Source organism: Polynucleobacter brandtiae (assembly GCF_002797575.1).
Taxonomy (GTDB): Bacteria; Pseudomonadota; Gammaproteobacteria; order Burkholderiales; family Burkholderiaceae; genus Polynucleobacter; species Polynucleobacter brandtiae.
The window spans coordinates 326,428-347,895 of sequence record NZ_PGTX01000003.1; the positions used below are offsets into that span (position 1 = coordinate 326,428).

A 21,468-nucleotide genomic window follows, 5' to 3' on the forward strand; every position below is an offset into this window, starting at 1 on the left:
AAATCCGATTTTATGATGGGTTAGGGTAGTTCTGATGCAACCGCTGTTTTAGGTGCAATGACCCCTAAGCGCTGCTTCAAAGACGGTGTTTGTCCATTCATCACCGATGAATAGTAGGTTGCATTAGCGAGCACATTCTTAACGTAAGTTCGTGTCTCATTAAATGGAATCGTTTCTGCAAAGATGGCGCCCTCAGTAGGACTTGTCAGCTTCTCACGCCACAACTTAGAGCGCGAGGGTCCAGCGTTATAAGCGGCTGATGCCAGCACCCATGAGCCATCCAGATCAACCAACACCATATTTAAGTAATTACTACCTAAAGTTAGATTCGTATTGGTATCGCTTAGCTTTTCGTTTGTATAAGACGTCATCCCTATTTTTTTCGCGACATATTTTGCAGTGTTAGGCATTACCTGCATCAAACCAGAAGCGCCCACAGATGAGGAAGCATTCATAATAAAACGGGATTCTTGCCGAATTAATCCATAGGCCCAAGCAAGATTCAAATCAATTTGCTTTGCGATGGGTGATAGTTCCTCACGAAAAGGTGTTGGATAGCGTAAGCCAAAATCATGCTCTTGCTTTGTACGATCAGCAGTGTTCACCACGCGATCATAAAGTGCAATACGTTTGGCATATTCTGCGGCAGCTAATAATTGCTTGTCACTCATATTACGCAACTCCCAATTCCATTCGCGATTCCCTTCGAAGCGTAAATTCATGGCATAAAAACGCTCACCTCTAATGAAGCCCTTACGAGTAGCCGCAGAATCAATGTCGGCATCACTTACTTTAGTGCGTGCAGGCGCAGTATTAGGCCTTCCTAGTTCCTCACGTGCCAACTGCCCATAAAAGTGATATTGCTCAGCAATCAGTTCAAAACTTTCACGCGCTTTTTCGTTACGCCCTTCGGCTTTGAGTGCGCGCCCATACCAATAAGTCCAAGCAGGGTCCTTGCTGCGCACGGCAGGATTCATATCCTCAATCGCATTTTTTACTAAAGCCCAATCTTTAGCACGCAGTCCAGCACGCACCTTCCACTCCTGGCTTTCGGTTGATAAGAGATCGTTATAGCCCAGCCCCTGCTGAAGTCGATAAGCATCATCTGCATTGGGGTCTAATTTTTTTGCTAAGAACTGGCCAATGACGCCCCAAGCAGCTGCCTGGTTTTCTTTGCTATAGCGTGGAGCATTTTGAGAAAACTCTTTAAATGTTTTAACTGGGTCTGCTTTTGCGGATTTCACAATATCAGCAATCGGATCCTCACCACCCAGTCGGCGAGACATTGTGTCAAAACCCATCTCGCTAGCAGCGCGACCTAGCGCTTTGGCCTCACTCGGACTCATGCCTCCGGCTGCAACCAAAGCAGGAATTAACTCTTGGCAGGCTTGACCAAAATAACGTGGGTCCAGCAATATTGTCTTTGCGTCGATGGCAACCTTGGTAGCGTTTTCGCCCTGCGCTAATTTAGATTGAAGGGAGTAGCATTTCACCTGAGTGTCATCATCCAAAACAAACTTGGGATACTCCATATCAAAGCGTGACCAATCTTTACGCTTACCTAAAACCAGCAACCAGTCATTACGCATCCGATCCGCTAAAGCAGTACCTTGGTACTGATTCAAAAACCCCATGACTTGCGAGTCAGCGCTGGTGTCAGCACGTACACCTCCAGCGCTGTCAAATAATTGAGGCTTGATCCGAAAATACGCTACGTAGTCATCATAAGGATAAATAGAGAGGCTGGCGGCCAAAGACTGAGTTCGCACAACATCATTTTTCTTAGCCGCTTCGCGCAACTCAATAAAAGCCCGATCACTATCCGTCATTTCAAAAACAGAAATTCTGCTTTCTTTTGATGGGCTAGTCTTCTTTGCCTTTTCTATAGCAAAGCTCGGCGCAGAAACCAGCATGGCAAGCAAGAGCATCCCGTTGATATATTGCTGCCAGCGCTTGACACTGCTAAATCTCTTTTTCACTATTAACCTTATTGCTGAACTATATTTTCCAATTTTCGCCTGATAATGGGCGATATGCACGGCAATTCTCCAAAAACTCTACGGCAGGACTTATTGGCCATAAGAAAGCAATTGGCAACTAGCGCTAGCTATCAAGCCATATGCCAGGCCATCCTCAGTGAGCTGAATCGATTTTTAGTCCATTCAGATTCCCAACTTCGCTCTATCGCCCTTTATTGCCCCATCCAGGCTGAATTAGACTTACGGCCAACAGCATTAGCTTGGGCCAGCCAAGCAACGGGGCGCACCCTAGCATTGCCATTTGCGCGTCCCGATAAACATCTTGATTTTTATGTCTGGCAAAAAGAGGATTTATTGATTCCGAGCCAATATGGCGTTCCAGAACCCGATCCCAATAACCCCCGAAGACCGCAGGTGAGCCCAGACTGTATTTTAATTCCTGTTGTAGGTTGGTCAGAATCGAGTGATTTAGGGCCCAATGGTCTCAAAAAGCACTATTGGCGCTTGGGATATGGCGGGGGCTATTTTGATCGCACCTTGGCCCATTTACGCAAAGCTAAACCGGATTTACTTTGTATTGGTGTTGGCTTTGATTGGCAAAAATTAGATGACATCCAATGGCAGGCTCAAACTCATGATGAACCCTTGGATGCCATGCTTACTGAGTCGGGGCTACTGCGTTAATGCACTTATATTGCTTATTTAGATAATCTACTGAGGCTCAAATTATCAGAGATTGCTAAAACGGCATCCGCCTGATTCAGCGAGTAAAAATGCAAGCCAGGCGCGCCCGCTACTAAAAGCTGATCACACAAGTCGGTAACTACCTCTTCTCCAAACGCACGAATGGAGGCAACATCATCGCCATATGATTGCAACCTCAAACGAATCCAACGCGGAATTTCTGCGCCGCACGCATCGGAAAAACGCAGTAGTTGAGTGCTATTCGTAATCGGCATAACGCCAGCGATAACTGGCTGTGTAACGCCCAATTTATAAGCGTCATCAACAAAACGAAAGTATGCATCGCTATTATAAAAATATTGCGTCACGGCAGAGTTTGCCCCTGCCTTCATCTTTTGCACAAAAAAATTAATGTCTGTTGCAGGCGACTTTGCCTGAGGATGCGTTTCTGGATACGCCGCTACATCAATATGAAACCAATCACCTGTTTCTGCTCGAATAAATTCTACTAACGCATTAGCATGATGAAACTCGCCATACTGACCCATGCCTGATGGCAGATCACCCCTCAAAGCCACAATACGCTTAATGCCCAATGCTTGGTACTGCTTCAACATATCAGACACACTATCGCGTGAACTACCTACACAAGATAAATGGGGGGCAACGGCTGCACCAGCAGCATGAATATCGCTCACCACTTTTAATGTGCCAGATTGAGTAGAGCCACCGGCACCAAAAGTTACGGAATAAAACGCGGGCTTGAGTGACTCACTCAAACGCTCGCGTACGAGATGCAACTTACTCTCACCTTCAGGTGTTTTTGGAGGAAAGAATTCGACGCTTAATTCCATAATATTGGGCCTGTGTATCTATTAATCAAAGTCTGCTAATGGCTAAACTAAAACTGCAAAGCAAGTTATTAATAACGGTAGTGGTCAGTCTTGTATGGACCTTCCTTCGTTACGCCAATATAGCTAGCTTGCTGCTCAGACAATACGGTCAATTGTGCGTTCAATGTCTTGAGCTGCAATCGTGCAACCTTCTCATCGAGGTGCTTTGGCAAGGTAAAAACGCCTACTGGATACTTATCCGTACCGACAGCGTTCCACAGTTCAATCTGTGCAATCACTTGATTGGCAAATGAAGAACTCATCACGTAAGAAGGATGACCTGTACCGCAGCCGAGATTCACTAGACGACCCTTGGCCAAAATAATGATGCGCTTTTCAGGGCTACCATTGGCAGCAGGGAAAATCACATGGTCCACTTGTGGCTTGATTTCTTCCCACTTGTACTGCTCGATACCAGCGATATCAATCTCATTATCGAAGTGGCCAATGTTACAAACGATGGCTTGGTTTTTCATCTTTGCCATGTGATCATGCGTGATCACATGATAGTTACCAGTTGCTGATACAAAGATGTCTGCCTTATCAGCAGCATAGTCCATCGTCACCACACGGTAACCTTCCATAGCTGCCTGCAGTGCACAAATGGGATCAACTTCAGTGACCCAAACTTGAGCAGATAAAGCGCGCAAGGCTTGTGCGGAACCTTTTCCCACATCGCCATAACCACAAACAACCGCAACCTTACCAGCAACCATTACATCCGTTGCACGCTTGATCGCATCAACCAAAGACTCGCGGCAACCATAGAGGTTGTCGAACTTACTCTTTGTAACGGAGTCATTCACATTAATTGCTGGGAACTTCAACTCGCCCTTAGCAAACATTTGATACAGGCGATGCACGCCAGTAGTCGTTTCTTCAGTCACGCCCTTTACTTTTTCTAAGCGGATAGAGTACCAAGTTGGATCGATTGCCAATTTCTTTTTGATCGTCGCAAATAATATAGTCTCTTCTTCACTCGTTGGATGGCTAATACAAGCCTGATCTTTTTCAGCACGTGCGCCCAGATGCAATAACAGAGTAGCATCACCGCCATCATCCAAAATCATATTGGTAAAGCCACCATCAGCCCACTCAAAAATTCGATGGGTGTAGTCCCAATACTGCTCCAAAGTCTCACCTTTAATAGCGAATACAGGCGTGCCATTTGCAGCAATTGCTGCGGCTGCATGATCTTGGGTAGAGAAAATATTACAAGAAGCCCACTGCACTTGGGCACCGAGAGCCTCAAGTGTTTCGATCAATACTGCTGTTTGAATAGTCATGTGCAAGGAGCCAGTAATACGTGCTCCGCGCAATGGTTGTTGTACGGCAAACTCATCACGAATGGCAATCAAGCCAGGCATCTCAGTTTCAGCAATGGCAATTTCTTTGCGGCCAAAATCAGACAAAGTAATATCGGCAATTGCGCAACGCGTTGCCACAAAGTTGTTTAAGTCGGTAACGGTATTCATTAATGCTCCAGCTAAGGACGATTCAACGCTGGAGTAGATACTCGCTAGCCATTGAATCATGGGTTAGCGAGCGCAGTTGCAATTAGCAAATCCTGTTTGAGGATCCGCTCCCTTCAAGCCTGGGGAAACACTGGTTCACAGTATTCCTTGCAACGCTCCTTGAAGGTATGCCGAAATTGTAATCAATTTCGGCATATTTGGCTTCGTTTTTACAAATTACCGCTTACAGACCAGCTGCTGCGCGTAATGCTGGGGCCTTATCACACTGCTCCCATGTAAATTCTGGCTCTTCACGACCAAAGTGGCCGTAGGCTGCTGTCTTTCGATAAATTGGACGCAAGAGATTAAGCATTTTGACAATGCCTTTTGGACGCAGGTCGAAATGCTCTGACACCAACTGTGCAATCTTTTCATCAGAGATCTTGCCAGTACCAAAGGTGCTCACCATCACTGACGTCGGTTTAGCTACGCCGATGGCATAAGAGATCTGAATTAAGCACTTACTGGCCAAACCAGCAGCCACCACATTCTTAGCAACATAACGTCCAGCGTATGCAGCGGAACGATCTACCTTAGATGGGTCCTTACCGGAAAACGCACCGCCACCGTGTGGGGCCGCGCCGCCGTAAGTATCGACAATAATTTTACGACCCGTTAAGCCACAATCGCCTTGCGGGCCGCCAATAACAAATCGACCAGTTGGGTTGACCAAGAAATTAATCGCACCCTTAATGAGGTGCTTTGGCAATACGGGCTTAATAATCTCTTCAATGACGGCTTCACGTAATTTCTCAAGCGAAATTTCTTCATCATGCTGGGTAGAAAGCACCACGGTATCAATGGAATCAGGCTTGCCATCCACATAACGCAAAGTCACTTGTGACTTTGCATCTGGGCGTAACCAATTTAAACGACCATCACGGCGTAATTGAGACTGTCGCTCTACTAGGCGGTGTGACAAATGAATGGGCAACGGCATCAGCTCTGCAGTCTCATCGCAGGCGTAACCAAACATGAGGCCTTGGTCACCAGCGCCCTGATCTAGGCCATCGTCATGCGCCTTATCAACACCCTGAGCAATATCTGGACTCTGCTTATCGTATGCCACCAAAACTGCACAACCTTTGTAGTCAATGCCGTACTCAGTATTGTCATAACCAATCTCACGCAGTGTATTACGCGCAACTTGGATGTAGTCAACATTTGCATTGGTTGTGATTTCGCCTGCGAGCACAACCAAACCGGTATTGCACAAAGTTTCAGCTGCAACGCGTGCTGTTGGATCTTGAGCCAAAATGGCATCCAAGATCGAATCAGAAATTTGATCTGCTACTTTATCGGGGTGACCTTCAGAAACTGATTCTGAGGTGAAGAAGTAATCATTTGCCATTGTTTTTTCCTTTAAAAAATTAACACGATCTATGGGACAACTCGACGTGCCAGGAACCACAACGGCGACGCTTTAGCAGAATTTATGAATCGCCCTGCAAGTTGCCTTAACTCAGCGATAACCAGATATTAACTGAAAATGGCCATATTGATCAAGGCTGATTGAAAAATTGGCACTAAGGCCCGCATTGAATATCATATAAGTGTGCGTAAAATTTTCCTGAAGCTAACCCTACAAGCGATTGCCCTATCGCCACTATGCCTCGTTCAGGCAATAGGGGCATTTTTAGGGGTTTTAGCCTATGTGGGCTCTAGTCAATACCGCTCACTGTTTCGGTCCCAATATGCAATTGTTGTCAAAAGCCATGATTTACGACTCCAAATATGGCGTGCGGCTGCGGCATCAGGCCAGCTGTTCTCAGACAGCCTATGGATTTGGCGTAATCCTACAAAAGCACTCAAGCTAGTTGAGATACAGGATTGGGCAGTTGTAGAGAAAGCTATACGAGAAGGGCATGGCTTGGTAATGTTGACACCCCATTTGGGTGGCTTTGAAATTATTCCAAGGGTCCTGGCGCAGCACTTCCCCGCAACCATTCTGTATCGTCCCGCGCGCCAAGCCTGGCTGAATGAGGTCATTGAGGAGGGGCGCGCCTATCCCAATATGCATTTTGTTCCCGCTAACCTAAACGGTGTTCGTCAAATGACCCGCGCCCTATACCGTGGTGAGGCCATTGGCATCCTTCCAGATCAAGTGCCCAGCGGCGGAGAGGGCGTTTGGGTACCATTTTTTGGTCGACCCGCCTACACCACGCCTCTACCAGCCCGCCTAGCCAACCGCAATAACACCCCCGTAATCATGTTTACCGCCCAACGTAAAGCGCTGGGTAAGGGCTGGCTAATGCAAGCCAAACGATTGGAGCCGCTATCTGAGGATCCGACAATTGCAGCTGCCGAACTCAATATTGCGATTGAGAACGCCATATTAGTGGCACCCAATCAATTCATCTGGGCATACAACCGCTATAAACATCCCAGCGGTGCTCAATTACCGCCAAATTAATAGCGTAACTTTTCCAGTGTTAGCGATGCGCCCATAGTGAGTCTGATTACTCAAGCAATACCTATTTGACAATGAACAGCGTCGTCGTCCATTGGGGCACTTGTTCGCAAAAGACCAGCAAGGTACTATTGGGCACATGATTGTTTTAAATATCGGTCACCTGGTGAGCTAAGTCTTTACAAATAACTGGAATTTTTTTGAGTACAAATTTAAACAAGCCCGCACGCAAATTCCGCTTTACCAAAATGCATGGTGCCGGCAATGACTTTATTGTGCTCAATGGCATCGATCAAGACCTGAGCGGCATCCTTCCCGAGCAATGGCAAAGACTGGCTCACCGTCAATTTGGTATTGGTGCAGATCAAATTTTATTGGTTGAAAAATCGACATGCTCAGATGCTGATTTTCGTTATCGGATTTTTAATGCTGATGGTGGAGAGGTAGAGCAATGCGGCAACGGCTCACGCTGCTTTGTACGCTTTGTTCAAGATCAAGGACTCTCAAATAAAAATCCTCTGCGCGTTCAAGTCGCTCACACTATTCTTACTTTGAGATCTCATCCAGATGGCCAGGTTGAGGTCAATATGGGGGCGCCTATTTTTGAGCATAGCCAAATTCCGTTTGATGCAAAAGGTCTTTCTAGTCTGCAAGAATTTCATGAAACGCTCTTTGCGCTTCCCCTTAAAAAGCCTGCCCCACACGATAGTTGGATTGGCGCTCTATCTATGGGAAACCCACATGCAGTTCAGGTAGTGGGAGATATTAATAGTGCACCGGTTTTAGAGGAAGGGCCCTCTATTGAGAGTCACATCGCCTTTCCGAAAAGAGTGAACGCCGCTTTTATGCAGATTCTTAATCGCAATGAAATTCAATTGCGCGTCTATGAGCGTGGAGCTGGTGAAACCCTTGCTTGTGGTACGGGCGCATGTGCTGCTGTAGTCTCCGGTATACGCCGAGGCTTACTACACTCGCCCGTTCAAGTGCGCACGCGTGGGGGTGACCTCACGATAGCTTGGGAAGGCATCATCAATGACATCATTCAGCCAGTCATCATGACTGGGCCAGCAGTGACTGTATTTGAGGGTGAGACGACGATCTAGCGGTAAGTAAGACTACCTAATTTTTAGATGCCGTATTGTTCACGATAGGTCTTTACAGCAGGCAAATAATCTGTCAACGCAGCATCGCTTGAGGCAGTTAAAAAAGACATTAAATCAGTGAGATTGGCGATGGCAATGACGGGTATTCCAAACTCCTCTTGCACAGCCTGCACTGCAGACTTCTCTCCGACTTCTATTGCCGTACCTGATTTTTCCATACGATCTAATGCAATTAATACCGCCACAGGCTCTGCTCCGGCCGCCTGAATTAAAGCTACGGATTCACGGACAGAAGTTCCAGCAGATATCACATCGTCAATAATGACAACCTTTCCCCTCACTGGGGCGCCCACTAGGGAGCCGCCCTCACCATGATCTTTTGCCTCTTTGCGGTTATAGGCATAAGGCACATTGCGCCCGGCATTAGCCAATGCAATCGCAGTGGTAGCGGCTAAAGTAATCCCTTTATAGGCGGGGCCGTAGAGCATGTCATATTCAATATTAGATTCTTGTAACGCTCTAGCGTAATACCCGCCTAGGGCACTTAAGCGAGCGCCATCGTTAAAGCCGCCCGCATTAAAGAAATAGGGTGATAGGCGACCCGCTTTAGTTTTAAACTCCCCAAAGGACAAAACGTTTGCCTCCAAGGCAAAATGAATAAAGTTTTCTTGATTAGAATTTTTTGAGCTCATAGGCCTATATGTTACGCATCATTTCTGCCAACCTCAACGGGATCCGTTCTGCAGTCAAAAAAGGCTTTCTGCCGTGGGTTACCCAGCAGCAGGCAGACTTTGTTTGTATGCAGGAACTCAAGGCACAGCACGACGACCTAGAGGACGCCATCCTCAATCCTGATGGCTTGTATGGCTTTTTTCATCATGCTGAAAAAAAAGGATACAGCGGCTGCGGCATCTATACCCCCCATAAGCCTGATGAAGTGCTCTATGGCTATGGTAATCCTGAGTTTGATGCAGAAGGACGTTATGTCGAGGTACGCTACCAAAAGCTCTCTGTGATCTCGGTATACATGCCATCTGGGTCAAGCTCACCAGAGCGGCAAGAGGCTAAATATCGCTATCTAGATTCTTTTTTACCCCATCTGATTGCGCTCAAAAAATCCGGTCGTGAAATTGTGCTTTGCGGGGACGTCAATATTGCGCATCATGAGATTGATCTCAAGAATTGGAAAGGCAACCTCAAAAACTCAGGATTTTTGCCTGAGGAACGAGCCTGGCTTACCAATCTATTTAATCAAGTAGGCTATGTCGATGTCTACCGAAATCTAGAGCCTAAGGCAGCTGAGGATTGTTACACCTGGTGGAGCAATCGAGGCCAAGCTTACGCCAAAAATGTCGGCTGGCGTATTGACTATCACATCACAACTCCAGGAATCGCTGCTAGCGCTAAGCGAACGTCTATCTACAAAGAGGAGCGCTTCTCAGATCATGCGCCACTCACCGTTGACTACGATTGGACTATTTAGTCCAGCGTAGCATCATGCTGCTTGATCTCTACTACCTTAAAGTGCATGGCAAGCCAAATCAGAATTAAAACGGGAGCGCCAATAATAGCGGTCCCAATAAAAAAGGTTTGATAGCCAAAGGTATCTACAAAGACGCCTGAGAATCCAGCGAGCCACTTCGGCAATAAAAGCATCATCGAACTAAACAAGGCGTACTGCGTCGCAGAGTATTGAATATTTGTTAGTGATGATAGGAAGGCAATGAAGGCTGCGGTTGCAATGCCAGAGCTCAGGTTATCTGCAGAGATTACCCACACTAACCCTTGAAGATCATGGCCCTGAGTCGCTAACCAGGCAAATAATAAGTTACTCACCGCAGACAAAATGGCACCTAAAAATAGAATGCGCATCACACCAAATCGTAATGTAAATACACCCCCAATAAAAGCGCCCACTAAAGTCATGATGACACCAAATACTTTGCTCACTGCAGCTACTTCATCTTTGGTGTAGCCCATATCCACATAAAAAGGATTGGCCATAATACCCATCACAACATCACTAATGCGGTAAATCGCAATCAAAGCCAAAATGAGAACTGCATACCATCGATAGCGAGCAACAAAATCTGCAAAAGGCTCTACCAGAGTTTGATGAAGCCAGGCTTTAGCATTACGTACTTTGGATAGCTCTAGTCTTACAGGCTCCTTACTCAAGAACGTTGTAATAACGCCTACGCTAATTGATAAAGCCATGCACAGATAAGCAAACTGCCATGCGCTAGGATCGTAGTTTCCGCCGCTGCCCTCAACCCTGGCTGCCAGCCACAACACACCGGCACCAGACCAAATTAAAGCAAGCCGATAACCGGTTTGATACGTGGCTGCTAAAGCAGCTTGATGATCAGTGCTAGCGGATTCAATCCGAAAGGCATCTAAAGCGATGTCCTGAGTAGCCGATCCAAAAGCAACCAAAAGGGCGCACCACACCATAGGCGTTAGTTGCGAGCGAGGATCAATACTTGCCATGCCTATCAGCCCCAGAATGACTAGCGCCTGTGCAAATAAAAGCCAGCTACGTCTTCGGCCTAATAACTTGGTAAGCAATGGAATAGGAAGGCGATCGACTAAAGGTGCCCATAGCCATTTAAAGGCATAAATCAAGCCTACCCATGTGAGGTAACCAATCGTACTGCGATCAATACCCGCCTCTCTTAACCAAAAGCTCAGCGTTCCTAAAATGAGCAGAAGGGGTAAGCCAGCAGAAAAGCCCAGAAAAAGCATCCGCAAACAAGGCCATTCAAGATAAACACGGAAGTCCTTCAGCCAGGACTGAATATTTACAAGTCCTGCTTTAAGCACGGCGAATGCGGAAAAGTGCAAGGCTTCCAAACAGATTCGGCATCAAGGTCACCTGTCGACCCTCATGCAAAATACATTGATCTAAAACCTTTAGCCCTAAGCTGGAAGCCAATTTTTCAAAATCTGCAACAGTAAGAACGCGAACGTTAGGGGTGTTGTACCACTGATAAGGCAAGCTTTTAGAGACTGGCATACGACCCAAACCAACTGCGAAACGATGTGACCAATGGCCAAAGTTAGGAAAAGACACGATCGATTCTTTGCCAACACGAACTACTTCGCTCAAAATCTTTTCAGTCTCATGAATAGTTTGGAGCGTTTGCGATAGCACTACAGTATCAAAGCTATTGTTCTCGAAGAGGGCTAAACCTCCCTCAAGGTTTTGCTGAATGACATTCAATCCTTTTTGCACACAAGACAATACGCGTGCATCATCAATTTCAACGCCATAAGCATGCACTGGCTTTTGCTTTTGCAAATACTCTAAGAAGCTACCATCGCCACAGCCCAAGTCTAGTACTTGGCTATTGGGAGAAATCCACTGCGCAATGGCAGCGAAGTCTGCGCGCCGCATACTCATGATGGGGTCCTCAGCATTTGCTCAAAATAAGCTCGAATCAAGCCATGATAGCGAGGATCATCTAATAAAAATGCATCGTGACCATGTGGCGCATCGATCTCTGCATAGCTCACCTCGCTCTTATTGCTTAGCAATGATTCCACAATTTCTCGACTGCGGTTGGGCGGAAAGCGCCAATCTGTTGCAAAGCTCACCACCAAAAATTTAGCCTGCACCTCAGCCAGGGCACGGTTCAGGCTGCCTTCATAGCGACGTGAAGGATCAAAATAATCTAGGGCTCGTGTAATCAGCAAATAAGTATTGGCATCAAAATATTTAGAGAATTTATCGCCCTGGTGACGCAAATAACTCTCTACCGCAAACTCAACACCAAAACTAAAGCGATAGTCATGAGACTCTCCCTCTGGTCGCTGTAACTCACGACCAAATTTTTCAGCCATATCGTCATCAGATAAATAGGTGATATGTCCCACCATCCGCGCTAATCTGAGGCCATTTTTAGGCACTACGCCGTGCTCATAATAGTTTCCACCATGAAAATCGGGATCAGACAGAATCGCGTTACGAGCTACTTCGTTAAAAGCAATGTTTTGAGCGCTGAGTTTTGGGGTAGAGGCAATCACCAAGCAATGCGCCAAGCGTTTTGGAAACTGAATAGCCCAAGCTAGTGCTTGCATGCCCCCCAGACTTCCACCCATCACAGCAGCAAAGCGACGAATGCCTAGTTTGTCAGCCAAGCGCGCTTGGGTATTCACCCAATCCTCTACAGTGATGACTGGAAAATCTGCGCCATAAGGCTTTTTACTCGCTGGATTAATACTCATTGGACCCGTTGATCCAAAGCAAGAACCCAAGTTATTGACGCCAATCACAAAGAAGTGGTCTGTATCTACAGGCTTGCCAGGACCAATCATATTGTCCCACCAGCCGATGTCATTCTCATCATCGGGGCTAGGGCCCGCCACATGATGGGAGGCATTAAGTGCATGACAAACTAATACAGCGTTACTTTTATCGGCATTAAGTTTGCCGTAGGTTTCAATAACTAAATCGTAGCCCGACAATAGGGCACCACTTTGCAAAGGCAAAGGCTCGGCAAAGTGAATAGTATTTCTAGAGAGGTGTAATTCACTCATTCGGATAGAAGAAGGCGAAGGCTCATGTCAGATGCATCGGTTGGCAGCTTTTTAAAGCCACTTCGAGCAAAGCGATGCCAACGACCCAAAACATAGCTCATCAACATCGTAGCGCGAACACTGATCTCATCTTGAGTAACATTAGCCCAAGATCCTCCCTGGGTTTGTGCAATGCGTAAGGTCTGCTTCAGAGACGCCTCAACACGATCGAGCACCTGAGTAATACGCTCCTGCAAACGATCATCCTCTTGAAATAATGCGTCACCCAAAAGCACCCGGGTCATTCCTGGATTTTTTTCTGCAAAGAACAGTAACATCTGCAAGATACCTCTTGCTTGAGCCAAGCCCGATTCTTCTTTTTGATTAATTTGATTAATTAAGCCAAAGACGGTTTGCTCAATGAAGGCGATCAAGCCCTCAAACATTTGCGCCTTACTGGCGAAATGACGATACAGGGCTGCTTCAGAAACTTGGATTTTTGCTGCCAAGGCGGCCGTTGTCACACGCTCACCTTTTGGATTTTGCAACATCTCCGCCAACACCTGCAGAATCTGCAAGCGCCGTTCTCCGGGACGAGGACGTTTACGCACTGTGCCGGCATCAGCAACGCTTACCTCAACTCCCGCTGTCATTTCTAAAGGATCACTCATATGAATATCTGTGGTTTTATTCTTAACGTGAACGAATCATGGTTCCGAATGCTTGCTCGGTCAGAATTTCCAACAACAAAGAGTGCTCAATACGCCCATCAATAATGTGCACTGAATTTACACCGCTTTTGGCTGCATCCAATGCAGATGATATTTTTGGCAACATACCACCGGAGATGGTACCGTCAGCAAATAGGCCATCAATTTCACGTGCCGTTAAATCAGTGAGTAGCTTGCCGCTCTTATCCATCACACCAGGGATGTTGGTCATGATGACTAATTTTTCAGCATGCAAAATTTCTGCCATTTTGCCGGCGACTAAATCAGCATTAATGTTGTAGGCTTGACCCTCTTCACTAAATCCAATGGGAGAAATCACTGGAATAAACGCATCGTCTTGCAAGGCCTTTACCACTGCAGGATTAATCGCCTCAATCTCTCCGACAAAGCCTAAATCAATCGTGCCGCCGATATTCTTTTCATCGGCAACGAGCATTTTCTTCGCCCGAATTAGGCCACCATCCTTACCGGTTAAGCCAACGGCCTGACCGCCAAAGTGATTTATGAGCATCACAATATCTTGCTGGACTTCGCCGCCAAGAACCCACTCCACTACTTCCATAGTTTCTTCATCGGTCACCCGCATACCCTGAATAAAGGTACCGGTCTTGCCGATTTTTTTCAAGGCCTCATCAATTTGTGGGCCGCCACCATGCACCACTACTGGGTTCATACCAACGAGCTTTAGCAAGATAACGTCGCGCGCGAAACTTTCCTTAAGGCGTTCTTCCACCATGGCGTTTCCGCCGTACTTAATAACAATGGTTTTTCCGTGATACGCACGAATATACGGTAGAGCCTCAGCTAAGATTTCCGCCTTCAGTAAGGGGGAAATTTCGCTAATAGATGGAGATTGCGTAGTCATTGCCGCTTCAATATTCAGTCTGGTAGATTAATCGCCAAATAATTTTTGACGAAGTTCACGACGCTCTTGCGCCTCAAGCGATAAATTCGCTGTTGGCCTGGCAATCAGACGATTCAAACCAATCGGCTCACCAGTCTCTTCGCACCAGCCATAATCACCTGAATCAGTTCGGGCGAGAGCCTGTTCTACTTTTTTCAACAGCTTACGCTCGCGATCCCGAGTACGTAATTCCAGCGCATGCTCTTCTTCAATGGTTGCACGATCAGCGGGATCAGGAACCAGAATATTTTCACGCAGATGTTCGGTTGTTTGAGAAGCATTTTTCAAAAGATCATTTTTTAAGGTCAATAACTTTTGACGGAAAAAATCTATCTGGGATGGATTCATATAATCCTTCTCAGACATCTTTAATAACTCTGCCTCAGTGAGGGGGGTCAATGGCTCGACCTTTGCTGCCTTACTGGTTGCTTTTGCAGTAGCTGAAGATTTCGCTGGTGTTTTTACCGTCATTTCATTCTTTCCTGGATTTGAAGCATTATTGCCCCATTCTGCCAAAGTTTTACTGCCCTTTGATGAATAATCATCAATACCGCCTTTGGCCGCGGATTGTACTAGAGATTTATCAAACCAAACAGCCTTCAAGTCCTGCTAATAGGGTGTCCTTGGGCAAATCGATGCCAATGAATACCATGCGGGTTTGTTTGGCTTCTGTGCCCCATAAACCTGCCATATCGCTCCCCATCATCTGGTGGACCCCCTGAAACACCACTTTATGCTTGCTACCCTTTACATAAAGCACTCCTTTATAGCGCAGCATCTTCTCGCCAAAGACCTCCAAAATGCCCCCAAGGAAATCCTCTAATTTTTTATGGTCAAAGGGTTTATCACTACGAAAAACGAAAGATTGAATCCGATCAGTATGGCCGGCATGGCCATGATGATCCTGACTATGGTCATGTCCACATGTACTGTGGTCATGGTCATGGTGCTCGTGATCGTGACTATGGTCGTGACCACAATCTGCATGGTCATGATCCTCTTGCCCCAAAAAGTGGGGATCAATATCTAACTTGGCATTTAAATTAAAGCCTTTGAGATCTAAAACAGCCTCCAAAGGCACAATTCCCTTGGAAATTCCCTGAATCGGCGCACGGGGATTCATATGCATTAAGCGACCCCGTAAGGCATCCACTTCAGCAGGCGTTATCAAATCCGTCTTGGTGATAAAGATTTGATCCGCAAAGCCAACTTGCCGCTGTGCCTCCTCGTGCTCATTTAACTGTTGCTGACCATGCTTAGCATCCACTAAGGTAATCACGGCATCCAAGACATAGTGGTCTGCAACGTCATCGTCCATAAAGAAGGTTTGGGCTACTGGGCCTGGATTAGCCACTCCGGTAGTCTCTATCACTACGCGCTCAAAACTAATTTTTTTATCTCTACGCTGCTCCCAGAGTGTGTTCAAGGCCTCTACGAGATCTCCACGAATAGTGCAGCAAATACAGCCGTTGCTCATCTGCACAATATTTTCTTGGTTATCCTGAACCAAAATATCGTTATCAATATTTTCTTCGCCAAACTCGTTCTCAATGACAGCAATTTTTTTGCCATGTTGCTCGGTCAAAATATATTTAAGTAAGGTAGTTTTACCGCTACCCAAGAAACCCGTCAGAATTGTTACCGGAATTAATGCCATTTACGATCCAATCAAAATCTAATGGTAATGCAAGCAATACAACTATCTTGCGATGCTTTTCCTAAAGAGGAAACCTAATATCTTAACCATTTCCTCAGCCTTTGCCAGCCTTTGCGCGAGGATGGGCTTTATCGTATGCCTGCGCTAAGTGCTGAAAATCTAAGGAGGTATAGATCTGGGTGCTAGAAATGCTGGCGTGGCCCAACATCTCCTGTACTGCTCGTAAGTCTTGAGAGGACTGTAAAACGTGGCTAGCAAAGCTGTGGCGCATCATATGTGGGTGGACGTGCGTTGGTAGGCCTGCCCGCATCGCCAAGGTGCGCAAGCGGGCTTGCACAGTACGGGCCGATAAGCGGGCACCTGAGGCCGAAACAAACAAGGCATTGACCTCCTTAGTCTGCTCAGCTTGAGCCCTCAACGTGCGCCATTCTCTTAGCGATTGCATCGCTGGAGCGCCAACAGGAACAGTCCGACGCTTTCCGCCCTTTCCTAAAACAGTCACTTCTGCCGCATCCCAATCCAACCACCCCGCTGACTCATGCTGCCGATCTTTGCTTGGCATGACATCAATACCCAATAGCTCAGATAGGCGCAACCCCGAGGAATACAACAAATCAATGATGGCTGCGTCACGCACCGTCTCAAGATCCTGTTTTTTGCTAGCCTCTTCAATGGCTTGATTAATTAAAGAAAGCGCTTGCTCAACTGATAATGCCTTAGGTAAAGACTTCAAGCGCTTGGGGGCTTTAACATCATCTACTGGGTTGGCAACCAGATTTTGAATAATGCGCCCTGCTTGCGCATCGCGGCGGGCATCTTTTTCGGTGAGCCAGTGATACCAACCGCGCCAAGCTGATAAAGCTCTAGCAATAGTTCGAGATGATTTGTCTTTCGAATGCAAGCGCCCTGCCCACCGACGTACGTGCGCATTACTCACTTTGAGTAACTCTACTGAGTCCTCCGCAGCAAAAGTCTGAAGCTTGCTTAAGTCCATACGGTAGGCTTTAAGCGTGTGGGGCGAAAGCTGCCTCAGTACATGCAGTTCCTGTAAATACTCTTGAACGAGTGGATGAAGATCAGCTAACGCTTGGCTCATAGGCCTGAATACGATCCAAGGCAGCAGCAACTAGTTCAGCAATCTGACGTAAGTAGAAGGCTCCCATATCGGCCGTAAAGCGGGTTTCGTCCTTACTAGCTAATAACAAAACTGCCGGTAATTGTGTAGCTCCAATACTCTTACCTAAAGGCAAGCCAATGGCAACCATACTTTGCCACTCAGCATCAATCTTCACTTGAGTTGCCAGTAGATCAACACTGGCAGCAGACAACTCTTTTGCGGAGCCGCATAAGGGCGCATTAATCCATGGCTCAAAAGCTGAATGCGGATCTAGTATTTGTACTGACTCCACCTCAAACACTTCTGCTAAGCCTGTTTTGACAGCCACTTCAACATCTGCCTTACTGTTTGCGCCCATGAGGCGGAGCAACCAGGCAACCAGGCTTTGTTGAGTTTTATCGTTTCGACTACCAAAGTGCAACATCTCGCTCAGACGACGGTTCAGCTCTTGATTCTGGGTGCGCAACAAAGTCATCTGGCGCTCTTGCAATGAAATCGCACGGTCTTCATGGGGATGCTTTAGGCGGATCTCATTTAAGAGATGAGCATAGCGCTCGAAGAAGCCTGGCGTAGCTCGCAACCACTCCGCTACCAACTCCTCTTGCTCAGCCTGCTTCGAATCTATTACGCTCATTTATCTATTTCCTTGTTTTTAGCAGGATTCAACCTAACTTTTTACGCAGTAGTTCATTCACCTGCCCTGGATTCGCTTTACCCTGCGAAGCTTTCATGATTTGGCCCACTAATGCATTAAAGGCCTTTTCTTTACCAGAGCGAAACTCTTCAATAGATTTTGCATTCGCGGCCAACACTTGATCAATGATGGTTTCAAGTGCGCCGCTATCACTAATCTGCTTTAGGCCTTTACTTTCAATAATATGATCAACGGTGCTGATGGCCTGGCCATTACTAGCCTCCCCCCATTGAATTGCAAAAATATCTTTAGCAATCTTATTGGAGATTGTGCCGTCTGCAACACGGGTCAGTAAGGGCGCTAAATGCACGGCCTTTAATGGCGACTTGGCGCCAGCAATACCTGCACGGTTTAATGCCGAAGCAAGCTCTCCCGAAATTAAATTGGCCGCTGCTTTTGCCAAAGGTTTTCCTACAAGCACTAATAACTCTTCAAAAAGATTTGCAGTGTCACGATCTTGCGTGAGTAACTGAGCATCATAGGCACTCAAGCCAAACTCACTTTGCCATTGCTCGCGCAGTTGCGCTGGCAGGGCTGGCATGTGGCTTCGCACCTCTGAGATCCATGCATCATCAATCACAACTGGCAATAAATCAGGATCTGGGAAGTAACGATAGTCATTGGCATCTTCCTTACTACGCATGCTTCGGGTTTCTTGGCGATCTGGGTCATACAAGCGGGTCTCTTGTACTATTTTAACGCCGTCCTCAATCAACTCAATTTGGCGTCGTGCTTCATATTGAATAGCCTCTTCCAAAAAGCGAAATGAATTGAGATTTTTGATTTCACAGCGAGTACCAAACTCTGCTTGACCCATGGGCCTGACTGAAACATTGGCATCACAGCGAAAAGAACCTTCCTGCATATTGCCATCGCACACACCCAACCAAACTACTAGGGTATGCAAAGCCTTGGCATAAGCAACTGCTTCCGCCGCACTTCGCATAACTGGTTCGGTTACGATTTCTAATAGAGGGGTGCCGGCACGGTTCAGATCTATCCCGCTAGATACTTCGCCATGCGGCCCTAAAAAGCCTTCTTCGTGAACAGACTTACCTGCGTCTTCTTCCATATGAGCGCGCGTAAGTTCAACAACTTTCACTTGGTCACCCACCAGAATTTCTAGATGTCCACCAATAACAACCGGCAAATCCATTTGGCTAATTTGATAGCCTTTGGGAAGGTCTGGATAAAAATAATTCTTGCGCGCAAAAATACTTGCTGGTGCAATCTTGCCATTGACCGCTAAACCAAAACGAATTGCATGTTCAACTGCCTGGCGATTCAACACAGGCAAAACTCCAGGTAAAGCTAAGTCTACTGCACAGGCCTGCGTATTTGGTCCGGCACCAAAGCGCGTACTTGCACCGCTAAAAATTTTCGATTTTGTTTGTAGCTGTGCGTGGGTCTCTAGACCAATGACGATTTCCCATTGCATCATGACGCCTCACTTGCTTGACGCAAATGCCAATCACTAGTTAATTGATATTGATGCGCGACTTGCAATAAGCGCGCCTCAGAAAAATAATTGCCAATCAATTGCATGCCAATCGGTAGATTATTTTGATTAAAGCCACAGGGCACGCTCATCGCTGGTAAGCCTGCTAAGTTGGTAGAAAGCGTATATATATCTTCTAGATACATCTGCATTGGATCTTGAGATTTTTCCCCTAAGCGCCATGCAACATCCGGTGCGACAGGGCCAAGAATGACATCACACTGCTGAAATGCAGCCTGAAAGTCTGCCGCAATAATGCGACGAATTTTTTGCGCTTGTAAGTAATAGGCATCGTAATAGCCGTGACACAAAACATAGGTGCCTATTAAAATACGTCGCTTTACCTCAGCTCCGAAACCCTCGGTACGAGACTTCTTATACATATCTGATAAATCACGGTATTCCCTAGCTCGGTGCCCATAGCGCACGCCATCAAAACGACTAAGGTTACTTGATGCTTCTGCTGGCGCTAATACGTAATAGACCGGTATGGACAGCTTAGTTTTCGGCAAACTAACTTCGATTAGTGTCGCCCCTAAATCCTGCAATACTTTCGTCGCTGCATTAACGGCATTGGCAACGTCTTGGGCAAGACCCTCTGCAAAAAATTCTTTCGGCAAGCCAATTCTCAAACCTTCTAGTGGTTTTGCGGGGTTTATGCTTTTTGTTCCCCAAGTCTGATTTAAATAGCGCCCGTAATCTTCACCTGAATCCGCCAATGAAGTGGAGTCACGGGGATCATGCGATGACATTGCCGTCAGAACTAAAGCGCAATCCTCTGCTGTCTTACCCATTGGACCAGCCTGGTCCAATGAGGATGCATATGCAATCATGCCATAACGAGAAACGCGCCCATAACTAGGCTTAATGCCAGTTAAACCACAAAATGCGGCAGGTTGTCGAATAGATCCGCCGGTATCGGTTCCGGTGGCAATGGGCGCCAATCCAGCTGCCACCGCTGCAGCCGAACCACCCGAAGAGCCACCCGCTACGTATTTTGAATTCCACGGATTTAGCACTGGTCCATAGGCTGAGTTCTCATTTGAAGATCCCATAGCAAATTCATCCATGTTGGTCTTGCCTAGGCAAACCATTCCGGCACCCCTAGGATTCGATTCATTCGGAATTCCTAAATTTGCGACTACGGTTGCATCGAACGGACTGAGGTATCCCTCGAGCATTTTGGATGCGGCTGTCGACTTCCAGCCGCGGGTAACAAAGACATCTTTATGGGCAATGGGAATACCGGTCAATTTCCCAGCATTACCGGATGACAATATTTTATCGGCTTCATATGCTTGCTCTAAACTTAAGTGAGCGCTTACATCAAGATAAGCATTCCAATGCTTTCCGCCTTCAATACGGTCTAAAAAATACTGGGTCAGCTCGGTAGAAGACACTTCTTTAGCAGCCAGCGCTTTTGCCATTAGTGCAATCGGGGTTTGGTGCCAGCTCATTCAATCACCTTTGGAACTAAAAAATAACCCTCTTGGGTGGCGGGGGCAGACTGCATGTTTTCACTACGCTGGTCTGATTCAGTCACTTGGTCTGGACGAAGGGGCTGAGCCAAATCGCGTAGGAAGAGGATAGGGTGAGCTAAGGGCTCAATGCCACTGGTGTCTACGGACTGCATCTCCTCCACTAGCGAAAAAATAGCCTGTAACTGGGGTAAAACCGCCTCGGCTTCTGCTTGACTTAATTCAAGACTGGAAAGGTGCGCAATGCGCTGAACGTCATCAAGTTTCATGGGGTGCTGGGGTATCATT

At 46.7% G+C, this 21,468-nt stretch carries 21 protein-coding genes and 1 riboswitch; of the genes, 4 read left to right on the forward strand and 17 right to left on the reverse strand.

The features are described from left to right. Positions 1-20: 20 nt before the first annotated feature. Positions 21-1,928, reverse strand: a complete 1,908-nt coding sequence (locus B0G85_RS07705) for a lytic transglycosylase domain-containing protein (protein WP_100379954.1) — start codon at positions 1,926-1,928, stop codon at positions 21-23. 105 nt (positions 1,929-2,033) lie between these two features. On the opposite strand from B0G85_RS07705, the gene B0G85_RS07710 reads away from it, so the two are divergent. Further along, positions 2,034-2,663, forward strand: coding sequence for a 5-formyltetrahydrofolate cyclo-ligase (locus tag B0G85_RS07710; protein WP_255408140.1), 630 nt, complete (start codon positions 2,034-2,036; stop codon positions 2,661-2,663). A gap of 14 nt (positions 2,664-2,677) precedes the next feature. Here the strand turns inward: B0G85_RS07710 and metF are convergent, their stop codons facing one another. The 3 genes from metF to metK form a co-directional block, all read right to left on the reverse strand. Then, a complete protein-coding gene (gene metF / locus B0G85_RS07715) occupies positions 2,678-3,517 on the reverse strand; it encodes a methylenetetrahydrofolate reductase [NAD(P)H] (RefSeq protein ID WP_100379863.1) in 840 nt (279 codons plus the stop codon). Between the two features lie 68 nt (positions 3,518-3,585). Then, positions 3,586-5,031 carry an adenosylhomocysteinase gene (gene ahcY, locus B0G85_RS07720; protein WP_100379864.1) on the reverse strand — a complete coding sequence of 482 codons (1,446 nt, stop codon included), beginning with the start codon at positions 5,029-5,031 and terminating at the stop codon, positions 3,586-3,588. Between the two features lie 61 nt (positions 5,032-5,092). Continuing rightward, positions 5,093-5,198: riboswitch (S-adenosyl-L-homocysteine riboswitch) on the reverse strand. Positions 5,199-5,254: 56 nt separating this feature from the next. Beyond that, the gene (gene metK, locus B0G85_RS07725) at positions 5,255-6,421 is read right to left on the reverse strand and encodes a methionine adenosyltransferase (RefSeq protein WP_100379865.1); all 1,167 of its coding nucleotides are present in this window, start codon (positions 6,419-6,421) and stop codon (positions 5,255-5,257) included. Positions 6,422-6,625: 204 nt separating this feature from the next. Between metK and B0G85_RS07730 the strand changes: the two genes are divergently transcribed. Next, the gene (locus B0G85_RS07730) at positions 6,626-7,483 is read left to right on the forward strand and encodes a lysophospholipid acyltransferase family protein (protein WP_100379866.1); all 858 of its coding nucleotides are present in this window, start codon (positions 6,626-6,628) and stop codon (positions 7,481-7,483) included. Between the two features lie 245 nt (positions 7,484-7,728). Continuing rightward, on the forward strand, positions 7,729-8,583 hold the full coding sequence (dapF, locus tag B0G85_RS07735; protein ID WP_198508775.1) for a diaminopimelate epimerase: 855 nt from the start codon (positions 7,729-7,731) through the stop codon (positions 8,581-8,583). A gap of 23 nt (positions 8,584-8,606) precedes the next feature. On the opposite strand, the gene pyrE is transcribed toward dapF, so the two are convergent. Beyond that, the gene (pyrE, locus tag B0G85_RS07740; RefSeq protein ID WP_100379868.1) at positions 8,607-9,275 is read right to left on the reverse strand and encodes an orotate phosphoribosyltransferase; all 669 of its coding nucleotides are present in this window, start codon (positions 9,273-9,275) and stop codon (positions 8,607-8,609) included. An 8-nt stretch (positions 9,276-9,283) separates the two neighbouring features. Between pyrE and B0G85_RS07745 the strand changes: the two genes are divergently transcribed. Further along, positions 9,284-10,066 carry an exodeoxyribonuclease III gene (locus B0G85_RS07745; RefSeq protein ID WP_100379869.1) on the forward strand — a complete coding sequence of 261 codons (783 nt, stop codon included), beginning with the start codon at positions 9,284-9,286 and terminating at the stop codon, positions 10,064-10,066. Here B0G85_RS07745 and B0G85_RS07750 read toward each other — a convergent pair. The 12 genes from B0G85_RS07750 to gatC form a co-directional block, all read right to left on the reverse strand. Beyond that, the gene (locus B0G85_RS07750; protein ID WP_415836300.1) at positions 10,063-11,382 is read right to left on the reverse strand and encodes an AmpG family muropeptide MFS transporter; all 1,320 of its coding nucleotides are present in this window, start codon (positions 11,380-11,382) and stop codon (positions 10,063-10,065) included. The genes B0G85_RS07745 and B0G85_RS07750 overlap by 4 nt on opposite strands. A gap of 16 nt (positions 11,383-11,398) precedes the next feature. Then, positions 11,399-11,986, reverse strand: a complete 588-nt coding sequence (gene metW / locus B0G85_RS07755; protein ID WP_198508756.1) for a methionine biosynthesis protein MetW — start codon at positions 11,984-11,986, stop codon at positions 11,399-11,401. Next, a complete protein-coding gene (gene metX / locus B0G85_RS07760; protein WP_100379871.1) occupies positions 11,983-13,122 on the reverse strand; it encodes a homoserine O-succinyltransferase MetX in 1,140 nt (379 codons plus the stop codon). Before metX ends, metW begins: the two co-directional genes overlap by 4 nt. Then, positions 13,119-13,772: a nucleoid occlusion factor SlmA gene (gene slmA / locus B0G85_RS07765; protein ID WP_415836294.1), complete on the reverse strand. Its 654-nt coding sequence runs from the start codon at positions 13,770-13,772 to the stop codon at positions 13,119-13,121. The genes metX and slmA overlap by 4 nt, the downstream gene beginning before the upstream one ends. 22 nt (positions 13,773-13,794) lie before the next feature. After that, complete coding sequence (gene argB / locus B0G85_RS07770) at positions 13,795-14,697, reverse strand: acetylglutamate kinase (RefSeq protein ID WP_100379872.1); 903 nt, start codon at positions 14,695-14,697, stop codon at positions 13,795-13,797. A gap of 27 nt (positions 14,698-14,724) precedes the next feature. Further along, positions 14,725-15,102: an RNA polymerase-binding protein DksA gene (dksA, locus tag B0G85_RS07775; RefSeq protein WP_369405932.1), complete on the reverse strand. Its 378-nt coding sequence runs from the start codon at positions 15,100-15,102 to the stop codon at positions 14,725-14,727. Between the two features lie 217 nt (positions 15,103-15,319). Then, positions 15,320-16,393 (reverse strand): CobW family GTP-binding protein, encoded by a 1,074-nt coding sequence (locus B0G85_RS07780; protein ID WP_100379873.1) that lies wholly within the window; start codon positions 16,391-16,393, stop codon positions 15,320-15,322. A 94-nt stretch (positions 16,394-16,487) separates the two neighbouring features. Continuing rightward, positions 16,488-17,489: a tyrosine recombinase XerC gene (locus B0G85_RS07785; protein WP_100379874.1), complete on the reverse strand. Its 1,002-nt coding sequence runs from the start codon at positions 17,487-17,489 to the stop codon at positions 16,488-16,490. Then, positions 17,470-18,144, reverse strand: coding sequence for a DUF484 family protein (locus B0G85_RS07790; RefSeq protein ID WP_100379875.1), 675 nt, complete (start codon positions 18,142-18,144; stop codon positions 17,470-17,472). Before B0G85_RS07790 ends, B0G85_RS07785 begins: the two co-directional genes overlap by 20 nt. Positions 18,145-18,172: 28 nt before the next feature. Next, positions 18,173-19,642 carry an Asp-tRNA(Asn)/Glu-tRNA(Gln) amidotransferase subunit GatB gene (gatB, locus tag B0G85_RS07795; protein WP_198508776.1) on the reverse strand — a complete coding sequence of 490 codons (1,470 nt, stop codon included), beginning with the start codon at positions 19,640-19,642 and terminating at the stop codon, positions 18,173-18,175. Then, complete coding sequence (gatA, locus tag B0G85_RS07800; protein ID WP_100379877.1) at positions 19,642-21,159, reverse strand: Asp-tRNA(Asn)/Glu-tRNA(Gln) amidotransferase subunit GatA; 1,518 nt, start codon at positions 21,157-21,159, stop codon at positions 19,642-19,644. The genes gatB and gatA overlap by 1 nt, the downstream gene beginning before the upstream one ends. Further along, positions 21,156-21,449, reverse strand: coding sequence for an Asp-tRNA(Asn)/Glu-tRNA(Gln) amidotransferase subunit GatC (gene gatC / locus B0G85_RS07805; RefSeq protein ID WP_100379878.1), 294 nt, complete (start codon positions 21,447-21,449; stop codon positions 21,156-21,158). The genes gatA and gatC overlap by 4 nt, the downstream gene beginning before the upstream one ends. Positions 21,450-21,468: the final 19 nt, after the last annotated feature.

Coding starts and splice junctions, on each gene's coding strand:
- B0G85_RS07705 (WP_100379954.1), bottom strand. CDS start 1,928: ATGCTCTTGCTTGCCATGCTGGTTTCTGCGCCGAGCTTTGCTATAGAA.
- B0G85_RS07710 (WP_255408140.1), top strand. CDS start 2,034: ATGCACGGCAATTCTCCAAAAACTCTACGGCAGGACTTATTGGCCATA.
- metF (WP_100379863.1), bottom strand. CDS start 3,517: ATGGAATTAAGCGTCGAATTCTTTCCTCCAAAAACACCTGAAGGTGAG.
- ahcY (WP_100379864.1), bottom strand. CDS start 5,031: ATGAATACCGTTACCGACTTAAACAACTTTGTGGCAACGCGTTGCGCA.
- metK (WP_100379865.1), bottom strand. CDS start 6,421: ATGGCAAATGATTACTTCTTCACCTCAGAATCAGTTTCTGAAGGTCAC.
- dapF (WP_198508775.1), top strand. CDS start 7,729: ATGCATGGTGCCGGCAATGACTTTATTGTGCTCAATGGCATCGATCAA.
- pyrE (WP_100379868.1), bottom strand. CDS start 9,275: ATGAGCTCAAAAAATTCTAATCAAGAAAACTTTATTCATTTTGCCTTG.
- B0G85_RS07745 (WP_100379869.1), top strand. CDS start 9,284: ATGTTACGCATCATTTCTGCCAACCTCAACGGGATCCGTTCTGCAGTC.
- metW (WP_198508756.1), bottom strand. CDS start 11,986: ATGAGTATGCGGCGCGCAGACTTCGCTGCCATTGCGCAGTGGATTTCT.
- metX (WP_100379871.1), bottom strand. CDS start 13,122: ATGAGTGAATTACACCTCTCTAGAAATACTATTCACTTTGCCGAGCCT.
- slmA (WP_415836294.1), bottom strand. CDS start 13,772: ATGAGTGATCCTTTAGAAATGACAGCGGGAGTTGAGGTAAGCGTTGCT.
- argB (WP_100379872.1), bottom strand. CDS start 14,697: ATGACTACGCAATCTCCATCTATTAGCGAAATTTCCCCCTTACTGAAG.
- dksA (WP_369405932.1), bottom strand. CDS start 15,102: ATGTCTGAGAAGGATTATATGAATCCATCCCAGATAGATTTTTTCCGT.
- B0G85_RS07780 (WP_100379873.1), bottom strand. CDS start 16,393: ATGGCATTAATTCCGGTAACAATTCTGACGGGTTTCTTGGGTAGCGGT.
- B0G85_RS07785 (WP_100379874.1), bottom strand. CDS start 17,489: ATGAGCCAAGCGTTAGCTGATCTTCATCCACTCGTTCAAGAGTATTTA.
- B0G85_RS07790 (WP_100379875.1), bottom strand. CDS start 18,144: ATGAGCGTAATAGATTCGAAGCAGGCTGAGCAAGAGGAGTTGGTAGCG.
- gatB (WP_198508776.1), bottom strand. CDS start 19,642: ATGCAATGGGAAATCGTCATTGGTCTAGAGACCCACGCACAGCTACAA.
- gatA (WP_100379877.1), bottom strand. CDS start 21,159: ATGAGCTGGCACCAAACCCCGATTGCACTAATGGCAAAAGCGCTGGCT.
- gatC (WP_100379878.1), bottom strand. CDS start 21,449: ATGAAACTTGATGACGTTCAGCGCATTGCGCACCTTTCCAGTCTTGAA.